The 19,794-nt window shown below is 63.9% G+C and carries 21 protein-coding genes, 1 other RNA gene and 1 riboswitch; of the genes, 10 read left to right on the top strand and 12 right to left on the bottom strand.

What is annotated here, in order from left to right:
• The 4 genes from QCE69_RS02895 (at nt 1) to cobA (ending at nt 3,910) form a co-directional block, all read left to right on the top strand.
• Nucleotides 1-732 (top strand): phosphoadenylyl-sulfate reductase, encoded by a 732-nt coding sequence (locus tag QCE69_RS02895; protein ID WP_309929378.1) that lies wholly within the window; start codon nt 1-3, stop codon nt 730-732.
• An 84-nt stretch (nt 733-816) separates the two neighbouring features.
• The gene (cysD, locus tag QCE69_RS02900; protein WP_309914259.1) at nt 817-1,779 is read left to right on the top strand and encodes a sulfate adenylyltransferase subunit CysD; all 963 of its coding nucleotides are present in this window, start codon (nt 817-819) and stop codon (nt 1,777-1,779) included.
• Nucleotides 1,780-1,806: 27 nt separating this feature from the next.
• Nucleotides 1,807-3,120, top strand: a complete 1,314-nt coding sequence (locus QCE69_RS02905; protein ID WP_409021160.1) for a sulfate adenylyltransferase subunit 1 — start codon at nt 1,807-1,809, stop codon at nt 3,118-3,120.
• A 34-nt stretch (nt 3,121-3,154) separates the two neighbouring features.
• Nucleotides 3,155-3,910, top strand: coding sequence for a uroporphyrinogen-III C-methyltransferase (gene cobA / locus QCE69_RS02910; RefSeq protein WP_309931532.1), 756 nt, complete (start codon nt 3,155-3,157; stop codon nt 3,908-3,910).
• A 69-nt stretch (nt 3,911-3,979) separates the two neighbouring features.
• On the opposite strand, the gene QCE69_RS02915 is transcribed toward cobA, so the two are convergent.
• From QCE69_RS02915 to lptF, 5 genes are all read right to left on the bottom strand, one after another.
• Nucleotides 3,980-4,402 carry a type II toxin-antitoxin system VapC family toxin gene (locus QCE69_RS02915; protein WP_309914263.1) on the bottom strand — a complete coding sequence of 141 codons (423 nt, stop codon included), beginning with the start codon at nt 4,400-4,402 and terminating at the stop codon, nt 3,980-3,982.
• Nucleotides 4,402-4,647 (bottom strand): AbrB/MazE/SpoVT family DNA-binding domain-containing protein, encoded by a 246-nt coding sequence (locus QCE69_RS02920; protein ID WP_309914267.1) that lies wholly within the window; start codon nt 4,645-4,647, stop codon nt 4,402-4,404. Before QCE69_RS02920 ends, QCE69_RS02915 begins: the two co-directional genes overlap by 1 nt.
• 681 nt (nt 4,648-5,328) lie before the next feature.
• Entirely contained in the window at nt 5,329-5,700 is a 372-nt protein-coding gene (locus tag QCE69_RS02925) for a CbiX/SirB N-terminal domain-containing protein (RefSeq protein WP_309914270.1), read from the bottom strand.
• A gap of 26 nt (nt 5,701-5,726) precedes the next feature.
• Nucleotides 5,727-6,875 carry an LPS export ABC transporter permease LptG gene (gene lptG, locus QCE69_RS02930; protein ID WP_309807497.1) on the bottom strand — a complete coding sequence of 383 codons (1,149 nt, stop codon included), beginning with the start codon at nt 6,873-6,875 and terminating at the stop codon, nt 5,727-5,729.
• Nucleotides 6,876-6,879: 4 nt separating this feature from the next.
• Complete coding sequence (gene lptF / locus QCE69_RS02935) at nt 6,880-7,977, bottom strand: LPS export ABC transporter permease LptF (RefSeq protein WP_309929381.1); 1,098 nt, start codon at nt 7,975-7,977, stop codon at nt 6,880-6,882.
• Nucleotides 7,978-8,146: 169 nt separating this feature from the next.
• Between lptF and QCE69_RS02940 the strand changes: the two genes are divergently transcribed.
• From QCE69_RS02940 to QCE69_RS02950, 3 genes are all read left to right on the top strand, one after another.
• Nucleotides 8,147-9,676: a leucyl aminopeptidase gene (locus QCE69_RS02940; protein WP_309929382.1), complete on the top strand. Its 1,530-nt coding sequence runs from the start codon at nt 8,147-8,149 to the stop codon at nt 9,674-9,676.
• A gap of 18 nt (nt 9,677-9,694) precedes the next feature.
• The gene (locus QCE69_RS02945; RefSeq protein ID WP_309929383.1) at nt 9,695-10,120 is read left to right on the top strand and encodes a DNA polymerase III subunit chi; all 426 of its coding nucleotides are present in this window, start codon (nt 9,695-9,697) and stop codon (nt 10,118-10,120) included.
• Nucleotides 10,121-10,223: 103 nt separating this feature from the next.
• Complete coding sequence (locus tag QCE69_RS02950; protein ID WP_309929386.1) at nt 10,224-10,562, top strand: DUF2486 family protein; 339 nt, start codon at nt 10,224-10,226, stop codon at nt 10,560-10,562.
• Between the two features lie 16 nt (nt 10,563-10,578).
• On the opposite strand, the gene QCE69_RS02955 is transcribed toward QCE69_RS02950, so the two are convergent.
• Both QCE69_RS02955 and ilvD read right to left on the bottom strand, forming a co-directional pair.
• A complete protein-coding gene (locus QCE69_RS02955) occupies nt 10,579-10,911 on the bottom strand; it encodes a c-type cytochrome (RefSeq protein WP_309914287.1) in 333 nt (110 codons plus the stop codon).
• A gap of 135 nt (nt 10,912-11,046) precedes the next feature.
• Complete coding sequence (gene ilvD, locus QCE69_RS02960) at nt 11,047-12,720, bottom strand: dihydroxy-acid dehydratase (protein WP_309914289.1); 1,674 nt, start codon at nt 12,718-12,720, stop codon at nt 11,047-11,049.
• Between the two features lie 108 nt (nt 12,721-12,828).
• Between ilvD and QCE69_RS02965 the strand changes: the two genes are divergently transcribed.
• Both QCE69_RS02965 and lgt read left to right on the top strand, forming a co-directional pair.
• Nucleotides 12,829-13,788, top strand: coding sequence for a LysR family transcriptional regulator (locus QCE69_RS02965; protein ID WP_309914292.1), 960 nt, complete (start codon nt 12,829-12,831; stop codon nt 13,786-13,788).
• A 58-nt stretch (nt 13,789-13,846) separates the two neighbouring features.
• Nucleotides 13,847-14,749, top strand: a complete 903-nt coding sequence (gene lgt / locus QCE69_RS02970; protein ID WP_309914295.1) for a prolipoprotein diacylglyceryl transferase — start codon at nt 13,847-13,849, stop codon at nt 14,747-14,749.
• A gap of 34 nt (nt 14,750-14,783) precedes the next feature.
• Here lgt and QCE69_RS02975 read toward each other — a convergent pair whose 3' ends face one another.
• From QCE69_RS02975 to QCE69_RS02995, 5 genes are all read right to left on the bottom strand, one after another.
• Nucleotides 14,784-15,512: an SIMPL domain-containing protein gene (locus QCE69_RS02975; protein ID WP_309929390.1), complete on the bottom strand. Its 729-nt coding sequence runs from the start codon at nt 15,510-15,512 to the stop codon at nt 14,784-14,786.
• Nucleotides 15,513-15,601: 89 nt separating this feature from the next.
• A complete protein-coding gene (locus QCE69_RS02980; protein ID WP_309929392.1) occupies nt 15,602-16,060 on the bottom strand; it encodes an EVE domain-containing protein in 459 nt (152 codons plus the stop codon).
• 95 nt (nt 16,061-16,155) lie between these two features.
• Nucleotides 16,156-16,337, bottom strand: a non-coding RNA gene (gene ssrS, locus QCE69_RS02985) — 6S RNA.
• Nucleotides 16,338-16,465: 128 nt separating this feature from the next.
• The gene (locus QCE69_RS02990; RefSeq protein ID WP_035508245.1) at nt 16,466-16,780 is read right to left on the bottom strand and encodes a cell division protein ZapA; all 315 of its coding nucleotides are present in this window, start codon (nt 16,778-16,780) and stop codon (nt 16,466-16,468) included.
• On the bottom strand, nt 16,777-17,163 hold the full coding sequence (locus QCE69_RS02995; RefSeq protein WP_309914303.1) for an ATPase: 387 nt from the start codon (nt 17,161-17,163) through the stop codon (nt 16,777-16,779). The genes QCE69_RS02990 and QCE69_RS02995 overlap by 4 nt, the downstream gene beginning before the upstream one ends.
• A gap of 284 nt (nt 17,164-17,447) precedes the next feature.
• Nucleotides 17,448-17,782, top strand: a riboswitch (cobalamin riboswitch).
• A 110-nt stretch (nt 17,783-17,892) separates the two neighbouring features.
• Between QCE69_RS02995 and QCE69_RS03000 the strand changes: the two genes are divergently transcribed.
• Entirely contained in the window at nt 17,893-19,779 is a 1,887-nt protein-coding gene (locus QCE69_RS03000) for a TonB-dependent receptor domain-containing protein (RefSeq protein WP_309929394.1), read from the top strand.
• Nucleotides 19,780-19,794 lie beyond the last annotated feature (15 nt).

Raw genomic sequence — 19,794 nt, forward strand, 5'->3', positions numbered from 1 at the left:
ATGACCCCTGAATTGCAAGCCAAGGTTGAACGCCTCGACGCGCTGCTCGATTCGATCGCAGCGCGCCACGAGCGCGTCAAGCTAGCCAGCAGTCTCGCCGCCGAAGATATGGTGCTAACGCACGCCATCCTGTCGCGCGGCGTGAAGATCGGCATCTTCTCGTTGAACACGGGCCGCCTGCATGCGGAGACGCTCGGCATGCTCGATACCGTCAAGCAGCGCTATGGTTACGGCATCGAACAGTTCCTGCCGCAACAGGACGCCGTCGATGCCTATGTGCGCGATCACGGCCTTAATGCTTTCTACGAAAGCATTGATTTGCGCAAGAGCTGCTGCCATATCCGCAAGGTCGAGCCGCTCAATCGTGCGCTGTCTGACGTGTCCGCATGGGTAACGGGTCAGCGCCGCGAGCAGTCGGTCACGCGCGCCGAACTGCATGAGGAAGAGCACGACGAACCGCGCAACATCACGAAGTTCAATCCGCTCGCGGACTGGACCGAAAGCGATGTGTGGGATTACCTGAATGCCTTCGACGTGCCGGTGAATCCGCTGCATGCGCGTGGTTATCCGAGCATCGGCTGCGAACCCTGCACGCGCGCCGTGCGTCCCGGCGAGGACAGCCGGGCGGGCCGCTGGTGGTGGGAGTCACGCGATACGAAGGAATGCGGTCTGCACATCACGAACATCAAGATCGTCGAGGAAGCACCGAGCTCGGCGATCCAAGGCGCGTAAGTCAACAAGACGCCGCATCAAACCCAGTCACCGAACGCAGCGCTTCAAGGAAGCTCAAGCGCCGCCAAAACAAGGATCGATAACATGAGCACGACGCTCGACTCAACCGTCAACGCGCCGGTCGTCAACCAGGCGACGCGCATGGATCACCTGGATTGGCTCGAAGCCGAGTCGATCCACATCATTCGCGAACTGGTCGCCGAATGCAGCAAGCCCGCGCTGCTGTTCTCGGGCGGCAAGGATTCGGTGGTCGTGCTGGCGCTCGCGCTGAAGGCATTCGGACTCGGCGCGAACCGCAAGACGTCGCTGCCGTTCCCGCTCGTGCATATCGACACCGGCCACAACTTCCAGGAAGTGATCGACTTCCGCGACCGCCGTGCAGCCGAGATCGGCGCCGAGCTGGTGGTGGGCCACGTCGAGGATTCCATCAAGAAGGGCACCGTGCGCCTGCGCCGCGAGACCGATTCGCGCAATGCCGCGCAAGCGGTGACGCTGCTCGAGACCATCGAGGAATACGGCTACACGGCGATGATCGGCGGCGCGCGCCGCGACGAAGAGAAGGCCCGCGCGAAAGAGCGCATCTTCTCGTTCCGCGACGAATTCGGCCAGTGGGATCCGAAGGCGCAGCGCCCGGAACTGTGGAGCATCTATAACGCGCGCCTGCATGCGGGCGAGCATCTGCGCGTGTTCCCGATTTCGAACTGGACCGAACTCGACATCTGGCAATACATCGCGCGCGAAAAGCTCGAACTGCCGTCGATCTACTACGCGCATGACCGCGAGATCGTGCGCCGCAACGGCCTGCTCGTGCCGGTGACGCCGCTCACGCCGGTGCGCGACGGCGAAACGGCCGAGGTCGCGCAAGTCCGCTTCCGCACCGTCGGCGACATCAGCTGCACCTGCCCGGTGGCGAGCGACGCCGATGACGTCGAGAAGATCATCGCGGAAACGGCCGTGACGGAAATCACGGAACGCGGCGCGACACGGATGGACGACCAGGCGTCGGAAGCCGCGATGGAACAGCGCAAGAAGCAAGGTTATTTCTAAGCGACACGCCCCAAGGACGAACGAATCATGAGCATCTATCAAGCAGAAGACCTGGGCGTGTTGCGCTTCATCACGGCGGGCAGCGTGGACGACGGCAAGAGCACGCTGATCGGCCGCCTGCTGTACGACAGCAAGGCGGTATTGTCGGACCAGCTTTCGGCGATTTCGCGCGCTAAGAACAAGCGCACGGTCGGCGATGAGATCGATCTGTCGCTGCTGACGGACGGGCTCGAAGCCGAGCGCGAGCAGGGCATCACCATCGATGTCGCATACCGCTATTTCGCGACGGCCAAGCGCAAGTTCATCATCGCCGATACCCCCGGCCACGAGCAGTACACGCGCAACATGGTGACGGGCGCATCGACCGCGCATGCGGCGATCATTCTCGTCGACGCAACGCGCGTCACGCTCGAGAACGGCGTCGCGCAACTGCTGCCGCAGACCAAGCGTCACAGCGCGATCGTCAAGCTGCTCGGCCTGCAGCATGTGATCGTCGCGATCAACAAGATGGACCTGATCGAATACAGCGAAGCCCGTTTCAACGAGATCCGCGATGCCTACGTCGCGCTCGCGCGCCAGCTCGGTATCGCTGACGTGCGCTTCGTGCCCGTCTCGGCGCTGAAGGGCGACAACATCGTGTCGGCGAGCGAGCGCATGCCCTGGTATGCGGGCGAGCCGCTGCTCGACCTGCTGGAGTCGCTGCCGGTCGCGCAAGCGAGCGATCAGGCGCTGCGTTTCCCGGTGCAGTGGGTCGCGCGCCAGGACGGCTCGCAGGCCGACGACTTCCGCGGCTACATGGGCCGGGTCGAGGCGGGCGAGGTGCGCGTGGGCGATGCGCTCGCCGTGCTGCCGGCCAACCGCGAAGCGACGGTCGCCGAGATCATCGCCCCGGTGCCGGGCGGCGTGGCGCCGGTGGATCGCGCGTTCGCGGGCCAGACGGTGACGATCCGACTGGCGGAAGACGTCGACGTGTCGCGCGGCGATACCTTCGTCCCGCTGACGCAGAAGGTCGAGCCGGCGAAGAAGCTCGAAGCCGATCTTTGCTGGTTCGACGAAGAACCCCTCTCGTTGCAGCGCAAATACTTGCTGAAGCAGACGACCAACACGGTGTTCACGCGCATCGGCGCGGTGAAGCAGGTGCTGGACGTGCATACGCTGTCGCATTCGGTGGATCGCGGCACGCTCGCGATGAACGATATCGGCCGCGTGGCGCTGACGTTGCAGAAGCCGCTCGTCGCGGACGAGTACGATACGCATCAGGGCACCGGCGCGTTCGTGCTGATCGACGAAGCGACGCATCACACGGTCGCGGCCGGTATGATTCGTGCGATTTCCGCATGAGGATGCTGAACGCGTGAGTTCAACGATGAAAGCTATGGGTAAGGTCTATCTGATCGGAGCAGGGCCGGGGGCGGCGGATCTCATCACCGTGCGCGGCATGCGTCTGCTCGAACAAGCGGATGTCGTGCTGCACGACGCGCTGATCGAGTCGGCGATGCTTGACTATGCGCCCAACGCGAAGAAGATCGCCGTCGGCAAGCGCTGCGGCCAGCGTTCGACGGCCCAGCATTTCATCAACAAGCAGATCGTCGATGCCGCGCTGGAGCATGGTCTGGTCGTGCGCCTGAAGGGCGGCGATCCAATGCTTTTCGGCCGCGCCGACGAGGAAATGCGCGCGCTGGAGGCGGCCGGTGTCGAGTATGAGGTGGTGCCGGGCATCACGGCGGCCCTGGCGAGCGCGGCGTCGCTGAAGCGCTCGCTGACCTTGCGCGGCGTGTCGCGCAGCGTGGCCTTGGCGACGCACTCGCGCGCCGCGGACAGCGAGGATATCCGCGAGCAGGCGCAGGCGGATTCGCTGGTGTTCTATATGGGCCGCGACAGCGCGCCGGAAATCGCCCAGCAATTGATCGATGCGGGGCGTCCGGGCGCGACGCCGGTGGCGATCGTCGAGGCGTGCAGCACGGCGCGTGAACGCACGCTGACGTTGACGCTCGCGCAGATGGCGTTGGGTGAAGCGCAGGAATGGCTGGATCCGTCGCAGCCGAGTTTGCTGATGATTGGCGAGGCGTTTCGCGAACGGACGGCGGTGAAGCCGAAGGTGCATTTGAAGGGGATGCAGGCGGCGGCTTGATGCAGTTGTTGGTCGAGCAGGGAACAGAAGCGCACTGGAGACGGTGCGCTTTTTTGTTGGGCGGGGAGGTCAGAGTTGCACTAGTTCGAGTTGCTTCCTCTTTGCGTTGTCGGCGAGAAGGATGTCGAGGGTGGCGATTGATCTCGCGTTGCAATCCAGCGCTGTCGCGAGATGCAGTGCATCGCCCGCACGCAAGCGGGTGGACGCGTCGAGCGCCAGAACGGCCGCATGACGAAATACAGACGGCTTGATGGGAGTCAGTCGTAGGTCCTTCGCGCACAGCCGTTCAAAAGCATGCCATGCGGCAGATGATTCCTCATCAGTGATCTGACCGGTCCGCCGTTTGATGCCCAGCGCACTGGCAAACTCGGTTGCGCACCAGGCTCCAGAAATCAGGCTGTCCTTGACAGAGAAGTACCAATTCGAAACCGCAGCAGTCATGCGTTCTATCGCGCAAAGCGCGACTAGAACACTGGTATCGACATAAACCATCAGTAGCGCGCCTCACGCCGAAGTTCGTCGATGACCGATTCAGTCATCGGCATGCGATCGCGTGTTTGCGCGATTTCTCTTATGAAGGCCTCGCGATCCCAGTTACCGGGGTGGAGGCAGATGCCACCGTCGACGGTCAGATTCGCCTGAATGTGATCGCCTTCAGACATCCCGGCATGGTGAAGGTATTCAGCGGGGATACGCACGGCGAGGCTATCGCCCCATCTGGCAATGAGCAGGTTCATGTCGAGTTCTCCTTGGTGTACCGATAAGTACCTTGACTGTAGCCGCGACGATGCAAGGCGAGAATTCGGCCGAATGGCCAGTGCTGTAGCACTCATCCGTCATCTGGCCGCGCTTGCGCCTTTTACTTCCAGCGTGATGCCGAGCAAGCGCCGAAGCAGCCAGCGGTCTTGCGTGAGCAGGCCGTTCAGTCAGCCGCGCTTCGACCCGCCTCAATCCACGTCGCAATTGCCGGATGTCTTCTTGCATTCGCACCATGTCTTCCGACTGCCGACTCAAGCAGCCAGCCTCGTCGTGGCCGTTGTGCACTGAAACCCCCGCCTGGCTCAAACGCGCGAGCTCTCACCGATAGAGGTAAGCGAGCGATTGCACCAATGCGAATGTGATCGCCGCAAGGACCAGGAGGCCATAGTTGTCTTGCAGAAAGAAGATGAGGGAAGCCACGTCGTCAGCCGTTTCAGTTCGATCAGGCCCGATGCCCAGTCACCCGAACGCGCCGAGCCTGATAGACAAACCGCGTCATTCAAGCAACCAAGCCTGTCAGAAAAGGCACTGCCTGTGAATGAATGCCATGCTAAACCGGACGCTTCCTCAAGCCCACTGGATCAATCCGATCCTTCCGTCTTGAAATTATGTTTCTGCGTTGTCCGCCCAGTTGCCGCCTCGTTGCGAGGACGGCCGGCTTACTGCCCCACCTGCCTCAAGCAATATCCGGCGACCGCGTCCAGCACGGCATCGTCCTCACCGACAGCCGTCGCGCATGCAATGGTCACATCGGGATGCGCCGCCTGACACCGCGCGACGATTTCCGGCAGATCCTTGCGCACATGCCCGCCTTGCCCGAAGAACACCGGCACGACGGTGATCGCATCGCAGCCGTCAGCCACCTGCGACGCCACCGCCGCCGGCAAGTCCGGCGTCATCAGTTCGAGGTAAGCGAGCGCGACCGGCTCGCCACGCGCCGCGCGCAGCTTCGCCGCGAGCCGCTCGAACGGCTCGGCCCAGCGCGGATCGCGCGCGCCGTGACCGAACAGGATGATGCCGTGCTTGTCCATCGTGCGCTCCCGAGGAAACCGAGCGGTCAGTGCCGCTCCACCCACTTCAAGCCAAGCAATCCGACGGCCAGATAGGCGAGGGCGGGCACGGCCGCTGTGATCGGCGCGGGCCAGGTATTCAGATTGCCGATGTGCGAGAACAGCGTGTTGAACAGCTGGAAGCTCATGCCGATCATGATGCCGCCGAACACCTTCACGCCGACCACGCCGGCACGCGTATGCAGGTAGGCAAACGGCAACGACAGGATCAGCATCACGAACACGGCGAACGGATAAAGGATCTTGCGCCAGAACGCGATCTGATAGCGCTGCGTGTCCTGATGATTTTCCGTCAAGTGCTGGATATAGCGGAACAGGTTGAACATCGACATGCGGTCCGGCGACACCAGCAGCACCGACAGGATCTGCGGCGTCAGTTCCGAGCGCAGCGAGTATTCGGGCAGCGTCGTCTGGACCGCGCGATACACCGGGTTCAGCGTATCGCCGGGATTCACGGCCTGAGGCGGCGCGGCGGAGAGTTGCGTGTCGGTCACGCCGGTCAGTTTCCAGTGGCCCGGCGGCTCGTACACACCGGTCTTCGCGATGCGCACGTTGGTCAGGCGGAACTTGCCGTCGAACTCGTAGATGCGCACATTGGCGATGGACGTATCCGGATTCAGCGTGCCGACGTTGACGAAGCGCGTGACCTGTTCGCCGTTTTCCTTGGCGGTCAGCGTGTCCTTCACCCACACGCCGGACTGGAAGTTCGACGATACCGACGAACCGAGCGCCTCGAGCCGCACGCGCTCGGACAACTGGTCGGTGTACGGTCCCACCACTTCGCCGATCAGATACGTGACGAGCACGAGCGGTATGCCGATCTTCAGCAGCGAACGCAGCGCGGCGCCGGTCGAGAGCCCGGAGACGCGGAAGATCGTGAACTCGGATGCCGCCGCCATCTGCGCGAAGACGTAGATGGCCGAGATGAGCGCGGCGACCGGAATGATTTCGTAGAAGCGCGAGGGCGTCTGCAACGCGACGCGCAGCACCGCGAGCGGAAACTTGTAGTTGCCGTGGCCGACCGTGTTCAGCTCGTTGATCAGGTCGAAGAAGAAGAACAGGCCGGAAAACGCGAACAGGATGAAGATGAACGCGAGGTAGATCTGGCGCGCGAAGTATCGTTCGTAGATGCGCATGGGTTCAGGCTCCCTTCGAACGCGTCAGGGACGACAGCCTGAAGAGCGGCCGGTTGCGGATCCGCAGCCAGAAGATGAACGCGACCAGCGCGCCCACGATCACGTGCAAGCCCACCAGCCCCACGCCGAAGGACACCTTGCCCTGCTCGATCCACGATTGCACGACGTTCAGCAGGTTCGAATAAGTGAGGTAGATGAGCACGGCCATCACGAGGTTGATGGTGCGGCTGCGGCGAGGATTCTGGTAGGAAAGCGGAATGGCGAGCAGCATCAGGTTGATGGCGATGAGCGGCAGCCCCGCGCGCCAGGCGAATTCCGCGAGATTGTCCTTGGTGGGCGCGGCCAGCAGGTCGGGTGTCGAGATGCCGGTGGTGCTCGGCGTGTTGACGACCTGGTGGCCCATGATCTTCACGCCGTAGCGCTCGAACTCCATGATGCGGAAGTTCGGCTGGCCGGGTTCGCCGTCATAGCGGCGGCCGTTGTCCAGCACGATGAAACGATCGCCGTCGCCGCGCGTTTCCGTGTGACCCGTCTGCGAAACGATCACGTTGACCTTGCCGCCTTCCGTGCTGGTGACGAACACGTTCTGCACCTGGGCCTGGTCCGGCGACATCTTCTCGATGAAGAACACGCGGTGGCTCGACGGCGATTCGCGGAACTGGCCGGGCGCCAGCAAGGACACTTCGTCGCGTTGCTGGAAGCGCGCCTTGATCAGCTTGCTCTGCTGGTTGGACCAGGGCCAGCCGACGAACGCGAAGAACATGATGAGGATGATGATCGGCGTGGAGAACACGGCGACCGGCTTGATGAGCTGGGTCTGGCTCACGCCCGAGGCGAGCCACACGACCATTTCGGAATCGCGATACCAGCGCGTCAGCACGAACAGGATGGAGACGAACAGCGTCACGATCAGCATGACCGCGAGGTAGCCGATGACGGTCAGCCCGATCAGCACGACCACGTCCTTCGGGTCGATCTGACCTTGCGCCGCGAAGCCGACGATGCGGATCATCATCGTCGTGAGCATGATCGTGAGCAGCACCATGAACACGGCGCCGGCCGTGTACGCGAGTTCGCGCTGCAGGGAGCGTTCGAAGATCATTGAATTTTGCTTAAGACTGGCGGCGATGCGGAATCACGCACGCACCTCTTCGGCAGACGGGAGGGGTCTTGCTTACCCTCACGCCGCAAACCGGTGACTGCCGCGGAAAAAATAGCGGATAATTGCGGCTTTCATCCTTCAGCCAAGATTTTATCCGAGGATAAGCGCGATGGACTTTAGCATAAAAGCCTGTGATTGGAGCGAAGGCGAGGCAAATGGTTTCCTTACCGGAAAGTCGGATGTCATCGTCCTCGGCATCTTCGAAGCGCAGTCGCTCACGGGCGCCGCGCGCGACATGGATGTCGCGACCAAGGGCCTGATTTCGCGCATCGTCAAGGCCGGCGACATGAGCGGCCGCGCAGGCACCACGCTGCTCGTGCCCGAAGTGACGGGCATCGGCGCCTCGCGCGTCTTGCTCGTAGGCCTCGGCAAGCAGGACGCCTTCACGCAGAAAGCCTACGGCGAAGCCGTGCGCGCCGCATGGCGCGTGCTGCTCGGCGCGAAGATCGGCCAGGCCACCTTCACGCTCGCGCAATTGCCGATCCAGGAACGCAGCGGCGACTGGGCCGTGCGCGCCGCCATCCTTGCGCTGCGCGAACTGACCTACAAGTTCACGCAGATGAAGAGCAAGCCGGACACCACGCCGCGCGCGCTCAAGAAGATTGTCTTCAGCGTCTTCAGCGCCGACGAGAAGGCCGCCAAGGCCGCGTTGAAGCAGGGCGTGGCCATCGCCAACGGCATGGATCTCACGCGCGATCTCGGCAACCTGCCGCCCAACGTCTGCACGCCCACGTATCTCGGCCAGACCGCGAAGAAACTCGGCCGCGACTGGAAGCTCAAGGTCGAGGTGCTCGGCCAGAAGCAGATCGAGGCGCTCGGCATGGGGTCGTTTCTCTCGGTGGCGAAGGGTTCGGTCGAGCCGCCGCAGTTCATCGTCATGCATTACCAAGGCGCGGGCGACACCGCCAAGGCAAAGGGCAAGAACGCGCCCATCGTGCTGGTCGGCAAGGGCATCACGTTCGATTCGGGCGGCATCTCGATCAAGCCCGGCGAAGCCATGGACGAAATGAAATATGACATGTGCGGCGCGGGTTCGGTGTTCGGCACCATGCGCGCCGTGGCCGAGATGGGCCTCAAGCTCAATGTGATCGGCGTGGTGCCGACCTGCGAGAACATGCCCGCGGGCAATGCGCTCAAGCCGGGCGACATCGTCACCGCGATGAACGGCACGACCATCGAAGTGCTCAACACCGACGCCGAAGGCCGCCTGATCCTGTGCGACGCGCTCACCTATGCGGAACGCTTCAAGCCGTCCGCCGTGATCGACATCGCGACGTTGACGGGCGCGTGCATCATCGCGCTTGGCCATCACAACACGGGCCTGTTCGCGAAGGACGACGCGCTCGCCGGCGAACTGCTCGACGCGTCGCGCGAGGCGGTCGATCCGGCCTGGCGCCTGCCGCTCGACGACGAGTACCAGGATCAGCTGAAGTCCAACTTCGCGGATCTGGCGAACATCGGCGGACGTCCCGCGGGCAGCGTGACGGCGGCATGCTTCCTGTCGCGTTTCGCGTCGAACTATCCGTGGGCGCATCTCGATATCGCCGGGACCGCGTGGAAGAGCGGTGCCGCGAAGGGCGCGACGGGCCGGCCGGTGCCGTTGCTCGCGCAGTTCCTGATCGACCGCGCCGGCGCGTGATGCGGGCATGACGCACGTATGACGCGCATCGACTTCCATACGAACGTGGGCGATCCGCTCGCGTACGCCTGCCGCCTCGCGCGCAAGGCGTACCTGAGCGGCAAGCCGCTCGTCGTGCTCGCGGAGCCCGCGCGGCTCGCCGCCTTCGACGAGCAGTTGTGGACCTTCCAGCCGCTCGAATTCGTGCCGCACTGCATGGCGAAGAGTCCGCTCGCGCAGGACACGCCGGTCGTGCTGACTTCCAGTCTCGACGAAGCGCCGCATCATCAGGTGCTGGTGAATCTCGGCGCGCCGATGTCGGCGCAGTTCGCGCGCTTCGAGCGGCTGGTGGAGATCGTAGTCAGCGAGGGCGGGGAACTGGCGGCGGGGCGTGAGCGTTATCGCTTCTATCGCGACCGGGGCTATGCCATCGAAACGCACAATCAAGCCAATCAGGGCGGTTGAGCGAACAGAGCGGCCGGGCGTGGCTGGCTAAGCTCTGTTCGAACCACCACGCCTTGCACACCGACGCGGCCCGCCCGCCGCGCTCGACAGGAGACCCCTTCCCATGACGGACAAGCCGCATTCCTTCGATCCCTCCATTCCGGTCCTCACCGATGTCGTCGTGCCCGGCAAGCCGGAGTACGCGCGCGCGCCGTCGGCCAATCTCGCCATCGAATACGACGCGGAGCAGATCGCCGGACAATTGCGCGGGCGCTTCACGAACTTCCTGACGGGCGATGCCCGCGCGCTGATCGAGGAGCGCTGCCGCGAAGTGCTGCGCGAGCACTCGGTCCAGCTCGTCTCCGCCATCACGCGCGAAGTGGCGACGGCGCTCGAGAGCCACATGAGCGAATGGGTGCGCGAGGCGGTGGAAATCGAGTTGCGCCGTCAGCACGGCGAGTGAAGGGCGCACGCGCCGGTCAGCGCAGCGAGAGGATCCAGTCGGCGAGCGCCGCCGCCTGATCCGGTGAAATCTGCGTGTTGGCGGGCATCGGCACCGGGCCCCACACGCCCACGCCGCCTTCCATGATGCGGCGCGCGAGCATGCCGCGCGCGCCTTCGACTTGCGCATACTTGTGCGCCACGCTGTCGAACGACGGCCCCATGAAGCTGCGCGAGACCGAATGGCAGCTCATGCAGTTGTGGCTTTGCGCGAACGCGAGCATCGAGGCGCTGTCGTTCTGCGCGCAGGCCACGCCGCACACGCTCCACCACACCAGTCCCGCAACGACGCCCCTGAGCTGTGCTTTCATGTGGTCTCCCCCGATGCACGCGCACGCTTCACGTTGTCGCGCATTATAGGAGACATGGCGCGCGGCACGCGGAATGCACAAGGGGCGCCGCTGCGCCCCTTGTGCATGATCCATCCGGGCGTTTCGACGCGCGTATCAGCCCGTCACTGCGCCCTTGTTGGCCGGCTGCGCCAGCGCCGCGAACTTCGCCAGCACACCGCGCGTGTACTTCGGCGCCGGCTGCTTCCAGGCGGCGCGGCGGCGCGCGAGTTCGGCATCGTCCACGTTCAGTTGCAGCAGCAGCTGGTGCGCGTCGATGGTGATCGAATCGCCTTCCTGCACCAGCGCGATGGTCCCGCCGGCATACGCTTCCGGCGCCACGTGCCCGACCACCATGCCCCACGTGCCGCCGGAGAAACGGCCGTCGGTGATGAAGCCCACTGACTCGCCCAGTCCCTTGCCGATGATCGCCGAGGTCGGCGCGAGCATCTCCGGCATGCCCGGCCCGCCCACCGGCCCGAGATAGCGCAGCACGAGGATGTCGCCGGCCGTGATCCGGTCGGCGAGGATCGCGTCCATGGCGCTCTGCTCGTCGTCGAACACGCGCGCGGGACCGGTGATGACCGGATTCTTGAGGCCCGTGATCTTCGCGACCGCGCCGTCTTCCGCGAGATTGCCGCGCAGGATCGCCAGGTGGCCTTGCTTGTAGAGCGCCTGCGCGATCGGGAAGATGACCTTCTGGTCGGCGCGCGGCTTGGCCGGCACGTCTTTCAGCTCTTCGGCGATCGTGCGGCCCGTGATCGTCATGCACTCGCCGTGCAGGAGACCGGCATCGAGCAGGATCTTCAACACTTGCGGAATGCCGCCGGCCTTGTGGAGATCGGTCGCGACATACTGGCCCGACGGCTTCAGATCGCAGATCACCGGCACTTTCTTGCGCATGCGCTCGAAGTCGTCGATGCTCCATTCCACCTCCGCCGCGTGCGCAATCGCCAGATAGTGCAGCACGGCATTGGTGGAGCCGCCCGTCGCCATGATGAGCGCGACGGCGTTCTCGATCGACTGCTTCGTGATGATGTCGCGCGGCTTCAGATCCTTCTTCACGGCCTCGACCAGCACGCGCGCCGATTCAGCGGCGGAGTCGACCTTTTCCTGATCGGGATTTGCCATCGTCGATGAATACATCAGCGACATGCCGAGGGCCTCGAACGACGAGCTCATCGTGTTGGCCGTGTACATGCCGCCGCACGAGCCCGTGGACGGGCACGCGTTTTTCTCGACGCCCTTGAAGTCTTCCTCGCTCATGCGGCCCGCGGTGAATTCGCCGACCGCCTCGAACGACGACACGATGGTCAGGTCGCGACCCTTCCAGTTGCCCGGGCGGATGGTGCCGCCGTACACATAGATGGACGGCACGTTCATGCGCGCCATGCCGATCATGCCGCCCGGCATGTTCTTGTCGCACCCGCCGATCACCACGACGCCGTCCATCCACTGTCCCTGCACGGCGGTCTCGACGCAGTCGGCGATCACCTCGCGCGACACCAGCGAGTACTTCATGCCTTCGGTGCCCATCGACATGCCGTCCGAAATGGTCGGCGTGCCGAAAATCTGCGGATTGGCGTCGGCCTTGCGGATCGCCTCGATGGCCGCGTCGGCCAGCGGTTGCAGGCCGGCATTGCACGGTGTGATGGTGGAATGCCCGTTGGCGACGCCGATCATCGGCTTGTCGAAGTCGGCTTCCTGATAGCCGAGGGCGTAATACATCGAACGGTTGGGCGAGCGCGCGACGCCCTGGGTGATGTTCTTCGAGCGGCGATTGAAGGCCATGGTGTGCTCCTGAGGGGGACTTTTTGGTCTAGTCCGGCAAGCATGCGACTCGCGCGATGTATCTGTCCAATATATTATTCACGGCTGATAAGGTCGCAAAACATATCAATGGACCCGCGCACCCCGTCTTTCGACTTGCGCCTCTTGCGCTACTTCGTCACGGTCGCCGAGGAGATGCACTTCGGCCGCGCCGCCGCGCGCCTGGCCATGACCCAGCCGCCGCTCTCGCAGGCGATCCGCGGGCTGGAGGAGGCGCTTGGCGTCGCCTTGTTCGTGCGGACGAAACGGAGCGTGGAACTGACGCCGGTCGGGAAGGATCTGCTGCCCGAGGTGCGGCGCCTGCTCGCGTCGGCGGATGCGCTGCGGCCGCTGGCGCAGTCGCTGGCGCGCGGCGAGGCGGGCGTGCTGTCGCTCGCGTTCGTCTCCACGGCCGACTACGGCTTGCTGCCCGCGCTGCTGCACGCGTTCGGCGCGCGCCATCCGGGCGTCCGGCTGCAACTCACCGAAGCCACCAGCGACGTGCAGATCGAGGAACTGGTCGCCGGCCGCATCGACGCCGGACTCGTCATTCCGCCGCTGCCGGCGCGCCATGCGGGCGCGCTGTCGTATCTGCCGGTGGCGCGCGAGCCGCTGGTCGTCGCGATGCCCGCCGCGACCGCGCGCGAACTCGGGCAGGGCGAGCTGGAGTGGGCGGACACGCGCGTCGAGCTGGGCGCGCTGGCCGCCGCGCCGCTCATCGTGTTTCCGCGGCGGCTTGCGCCCGGCCTGTACGACAGCATCATGGGCTGCTACGGCGCTGCCGGCCTGACGCCGCGCATCGGCCAGGAGGCCATTCAGATGCAGACCATCGTGAGCCTGGTCTCGGCGGGCATGGGGGTCGCGCTCGTGCCGCGTTCGCTGCGGCATCTGCGGCGCACGGGCGTCGTGTACCGGCCGTTGCGCGCGCCGGAGGACCCGGCGATGCTCGTCGAAACCGGGCTCGTGTGGCGCGCGGCGGAAGTGAGCCCGGTGCTGGCCGGCTTCATCGACATCGTCCGTTCGCGGGCGCAGGGCGCCGGTTCTGTATGATGCGGCCTTGAGGTTCGCTCGAGGCCCCCTCGAAGTCCGTCAGCTCTTTGACATCAGCATGCTCATACATCCCAATTTCGATCCCGTCGCCATCCATCTCGGACCGCTCGCCGTACGCTGGTATGGCCTCATGTATCTCGTGGCCTTCGTGTCGGCCATTGTCATCGGGCGGCTGCGTCTGCGCCTGCCCTATGTGTCGCGCCAGGGCTGGACCGCGAAAGACATCGACGACATGCTGTTCTACGGCGTGCTCGGCACGATTCTCGGCGGCCGCATCGGTTATGTGATTTTCTACAAGGCGAGTTACTACGCCGCGCATCCGCTCGACATCTTCAAGGTGTGGGAAGGTGGCATGTCGTTCCACGGCGGCTTCCTCGGCGTGACGCTCGCCATGGTGCTGTTCGCGTGGCAGCGCAAGCGCACCTGGCTGCAAGTGACCGATTTCGTCGCGCCGATGGTGCCGCTCGGACTCGCGGCGGGTCGTCTCGGCAACTTCATCAACGGTGAACTGTGGGGCCGCGTGACGGACCCGAACGCGCCGTGGGCGATGCTGTTCCAGAATTCGACCAACGACGACGCCGTGTGGCTCTCGAAGAATCCGCAACTGGACGCGCAATACCATCTCACCGAGATTTTCCAGCGCTATCACATGCTGCCGCGTCATCCGTCGCAACTGTACGAGATCGCGCTGGAAGGGCTGGTGCTGTTCATCCTGATCTGGACGTTCTCGCGCAAGCAGCGGCCTGTCGGCGCCGTGTCCGCGCTGTTTCTGATCGGCTATGGACTGGCGCGCTTCACGGTGGAATTCGCGCGCGAGCCGGACGACTATCTCGGCTTGCTCGCATTCAATCTCTCGATGGGCCAGTGGCTCTCGCTGCCGATGATCATCGCCGGCGTGCTGATGATGGTGTGGGCGTACAAGCGCAATCTGCGCCTGCCGCCCGAATCCGCGCAGGCCTGACTGAGATGCGGGGCGCGAGCGCCCCGCGTACCGCTTACCGCCCCATCTGCACGGAGCCGTTCACATCGACGGTCACGGTCGTCGTGCCGGCTTCCATCGCGATGGGCGCGGCCATCTTGGCATCGGCGCTCATCGCGCGTGACTGCATCATCATGACCGGGCGTGGCTGAACGCCGCTGTGTCCGATGTTCACTTCCCTGATCGAGTAGTTGCTGTAGCCGAACGACTGCGCGGCGGTTTGCGCCTGCTTGCGGAACGAGTCGATGGCCTGCGTCACGAGTTTCTGCTCGGCCGCGCGCTGTGCTTCCGGCGACAGCGAGAAGGCCACGCTGCCCACTTGCATCGACGCACTCATCCGGCCGGCGAGCTTCGAGGCCGCCGCGAAGTCATGCGATTCGAGCACGACTTCCGTGCGGCCGCGCCAGGCGGAAATCTTGCCGTCGCGATCGGTGGACGGATACACGGTGAACGAACCGCTCCTGGCCGTCACGCCGTCGACGCCCCGCGCCTCGCGCAAGGCCGACTCGGCGCGCTGATTGAGCGTGTTGGTGAGGGAGGAGGGATCGGCGGCTTCCTGTTCGTAGAACAGCGTGATGGTCACGACATCCTGCGCCACCTGCGCGCTCGATTGCGCCGACAGTGACAGCACGCCCGCGGGCTGCTGATTGATCACCGTCTGCGCGGCGGCGGATTGAGAGAAGGTGAACGCGGCGCCGGACATCGCGAACAGGGCGAGGGCGGCGGCAGTTTTCTTGTAGGTCATCGAAGGCTCCAGACGCAAAGGCAATCACGTATTGCGTCGCATGATGTGCGACGGCCTTTAGGCGGCACCCGTGCGTCGTAAGTTCCTTGTTAGACGAGACGCTCGGTAATGAAGCGCCATTGCGCATCGGTGACGGGCGTGATCGAAAGACGATTGCCGCGTGCGAGTAGCTGCATGTCCGCGAGTTCAGCATGCTCGCGCAACGTGGCGAGCGGAATCAGCGGCGTCTTCTTGACGAACTTCACGTCGACCAGCATCCAGCGCGGCGTTTCCTGCGTGGACTTCGGATCGTAGTAGTGGCTGTTGGAATCGAACTGCGTGGGGTCCGGATAGGCAGTAGAGCAGACCTTCGCGATACCCGCGATGCCCGGCTCCGGACAGCTCGAATGATAGAACAGCACGCCGTCGCCGACCTGCATCTGGTCGCGCATGAAGTTGCGCGCCTGATAGTTGCGCACGCCCGTCCACGGCAGGGTTTTCTTCGGCGCGTGCGCCAGGTGATCGATGCTCGCTTCGTCCGGTTCGGACTTCATCAGCCAGTAGCGCATGGTTGTTCGTTATGCGTGATCGACGATGGAATGAGGAATGCAGAAGCACTGCTGCAAATGAAAACGGCATCGGGAAAACCGATGCCGTTTGAGATGAGGTCCCCGCCATAGCCGCTAGGCCGGCATCCTGAACCTGGGTTCAAGATTGGTCGCGGTAAGCAACACTTCGGGTACATCGGACTAGCGACGCGCGCGCCCATGTTGCAAGGTTCCGCAACCGTGCCAATGTAGCATTGGTTCAAGGAATATATGACCTTGGCGTACCAGGCAGGGAAACGTCACTCTACACCAATCGTTTGCCTTCTGCAGCCCCGGTGCGGTTTCTTTTTTCGATCGACGTGGCGCGCTGATTGTGCCTTTGCCAAGCCTTCACAAACACGGCTTGATCAACCGCATCAACGCGCTTTATTGCACTTCGTATTGTGCAATGACGGCGCCGAGCTGCTCGTTCATCGAGTGCATCGTGCGACGGATTTCCTCGGCGGGGAAGGCTTCGCCGTGACGCACGCTGTCCTGCAACTTGAGCAATTCCGACGCCAGCGACAACGCCGCCATCACCGCGATGCGATCCGTGCCGCGCACGTTGCTCGCGTTGCGCACCTTGTTCATCTCGGCATCGACGCGTGCGACGGCTTCGCGCAACGCACCTTCCGTCTCAGGCGAGCAGGCGAGGCGATAGGGCTGCCCGAGAATGGAGACTTCGATTTGCGTGGTCGTCATGCCTTCTCTCCTTGATGATGCTCGCCGTGCAATTCCGCTTCGGACGCATGGGCATGTTCATGCGCTTCCGGCGAATCGGCTTCGAGGAGATCGAGTTGATTGTCGGCTTCGCCGTGCTGCGCGGACTTTGCGCGCGGCAGCTTTTCGAGGATCGCGTTGAGGCGGACCTGCGCGTCGTCGATCTTGGCGGAGAGGGAATCGCGTTCGGACTGCAGCGTGTCGCGTTCTTCGCGGACTTGCGCGAGGTCGGCCTGGAGATTGGCGTACTCGGTGCGCAGTTGCTCGAGTTGTTCTTGCAGCGCGGCACGCGCCTGATTGTGGCGCTCGCTGATCTGGATCAGCCGGCCGATGTTTCCTGACAGTGATTCGAGTTCGTTGAGCATGTGCTGCGTCCTCTAAAGACCTCGCATTTTAGCGCGGTTCAACGGAGCTACCGATAATTGTCTCGTTTCGAGACGTAACAGCACGCGATCTTGCGCGCAAACCCCGGGTTCTCGCGCATCTCGCAATGCATTCGTGTGCAGAAAACACGAGCGTTGATTTGCTCGTGCATGCAGTCAGGCTGATTCTCGCTCGCTGAGTTCGTTTGTTCTTTGCATCTTCACGCGCCGCCTGCTGTCCTTCGCGCCAGGGTTCGCCGTTTCTTGACGGTCCCCACCCGCGCTCCTACACTTGCCGCACTTCTGGTGCTCGCATGCGCGGCTCTCGCGCATGCAGTCAAACGGGAAACAGGGAGCGAAGTCCTCGAAGCAGCCGAACAAGTGAACGGCGGCCGGACAGGACGGAGCCAACCTGTGCTGCCCCCGCAACGGTAAGCGACCGCAACGCAAGTTGCAAGTCGTCTCATACGCGTTTTTGCAGTGCGGGCGCATGGATCCATCCATACGCCGGGCCGCTCGTCGGCCTCTGCAAGAAACGTGTCGACGCCACTGCGCATGATGCGCGGGAAGGCGGGACGATGCGTCGCCAGCCCGGATACCGGCCAGAGTGCCACGCGCCTGCCGCCGGTCATCGCACGATCACTGCATGATCCCGAACGGCATGGCGCGTTCGTCGCGCATCGAACCTCGCGGGGAGCGGGGCCGCGCTCATCCTCCACGGGAACACTCGTCATGCAATCGCCATGGGCCTCCGTCCGGGACGGCCTCTCCAGTCGCGGCCTCGCCGCTGCCACGTTTCTCCTGCCGCTCGCCGGCGTCGCGCAAGCAGCGACGACCACCGCCACGGATGACGCTTCGCAAACGCTTGCGCCTGTCGTTATTACTGCCACGCGTGCAGCGCAGCCGCTCGCCGATTCCATTCCGCAGACCTCGTTGTTCGATGCACAGGACATTGCCGACAGCAACGCCGACGACGCACTCGGCCTCATCGCGCTCGCGCCCGGCGTGCAGGTCACGCGCAACGGCGGACCGGGCGCGAACTCGGGACTCTTCATTCGCGGTGCATCGTCGTCGCAGTCGCTCGTGCTGATCGACGGCGTCCGGGTCGAATCGGCATCGCTCGGCGCGGCGCAACTGTCGCAAGTGATGCTCGACCAGATCGGCCGCGTCGAGGTGGTGAATGGCAATGTCTCGGCGCTGTATGGTTCCAGCGCGATCGGCGGGGTCGTGCAGATCTTCACGAAGGAGGGCGAGCCGCATCCGCCGCGCTTCAGCTTCGAAACCGAGCTCGGCAGCTATCACACGCAGCGCCAGTCCGCCGGCGTGAACGGCGCGCTGGACCAGGACGGGCGCACCACCTTCAGCCTGAACGTGTCGCGCGAAAAGACCGACGGCTTTTCGTCGATCGATCCGAACCTCGCGCCCGGCGCGAATCCCAACGCGAACGGCTATTTGAACGAGAGCGTCGCTGCGACCTTGCGCCACAGGTTTAACGAGCAATGGGATGCGGGCGTGCGCTTCCTGCAGTCGAACGGCATCAACAGCTTCGACGATGCCTACGGCCAGCCGACCGATCTCAACGAATCGCATAACCGCGTGCGTTCGGCGTCGGTGTTCGCCAACGGCAAACTCACCGGCAACTGGACCACGCACTTCACGATCGCGCAGGGCCAGGACCGCGCGAACATCGAGCAGAACGGCGTCTATACGAGCCGCTTCAATTCCGAGAACCGCCAGTACACGTGGCAGAACGACATCCGCATCAGCGACGCGCACACGTTCCTCTTCGGCTACGAGCACCTCGACCAGACGCTCGATTCCGATCAGTTCAGCGCCCCCGACCGCCACGTGAACTCGGTGTTCGCGGGCTATGTCGGCCATCTGGGCGCGAGCGAATTCCAGGCGAACCTGCGTCACGACCAGTATTCCGATTTCGGCGGCGCGAACAGCTACTATCTCGGCTACGCGTACAACATCGACGCGCACTGGAAGGCGAGCGCGAGCTATGCGGCCTCGTTCCGCGCGCCGAGCTTCGACGATCTCTACTATCCGTCCAGCGGCAATCCGTCGATTCAACCGGAGCGCAGCCATTCGGTCGAAGCGGCGTTGCAGTATGCGTCGAGCGGACTCGGGGTATTGCGCGTCACGCTGTTCCAGACGCGCTACTCGAACCTGATCGACTACGTGTCCGACGGCGGCTTCTACTACACCGCGCAGAATGTCGGGCGGGCGAAGGTGCAGGGCATCGAGGGATCGTGGGCGGGGCATGTCGGCAGAACGGATGTGCGCGCGGGCGTCACGTTCCAGAATCCCGTCGATGAAACGAATCACCAGGACCTGACGCGACGCGCGCGGCATTTCGCGACGCTGAGCGCGCATCGCACGATCGGGCGCTGGCGCGTAGGCGGCGAGTGGCTCGTGAGCGGCCAGCGCAGCGATTACGATTCGACGCTGGCGGGCTACGGCATCGTGAACCTGTCGGCGCGCTATGACATCTCGAAGTCGTGGACCGTCACGGCGCGCGTCGACAATCTCTTCGACAAGGACTATGAGCTTGCGTATGCCTACAACACGCCGCGACGCGGCGTTTATCTCACGCTGGGCTGGCATCCGTCGTGAGCCGCGCGCCTGAGC

This window comes from Caballeronia sp. LZ032 (assembly GCF_031451315.1).
Classification (GTDB): domain Bacteria; phylum Pseudomonadota; class Gammaproteobacteria; order Burkholderiales; family Burkholderiaceae; genus Caballeronia.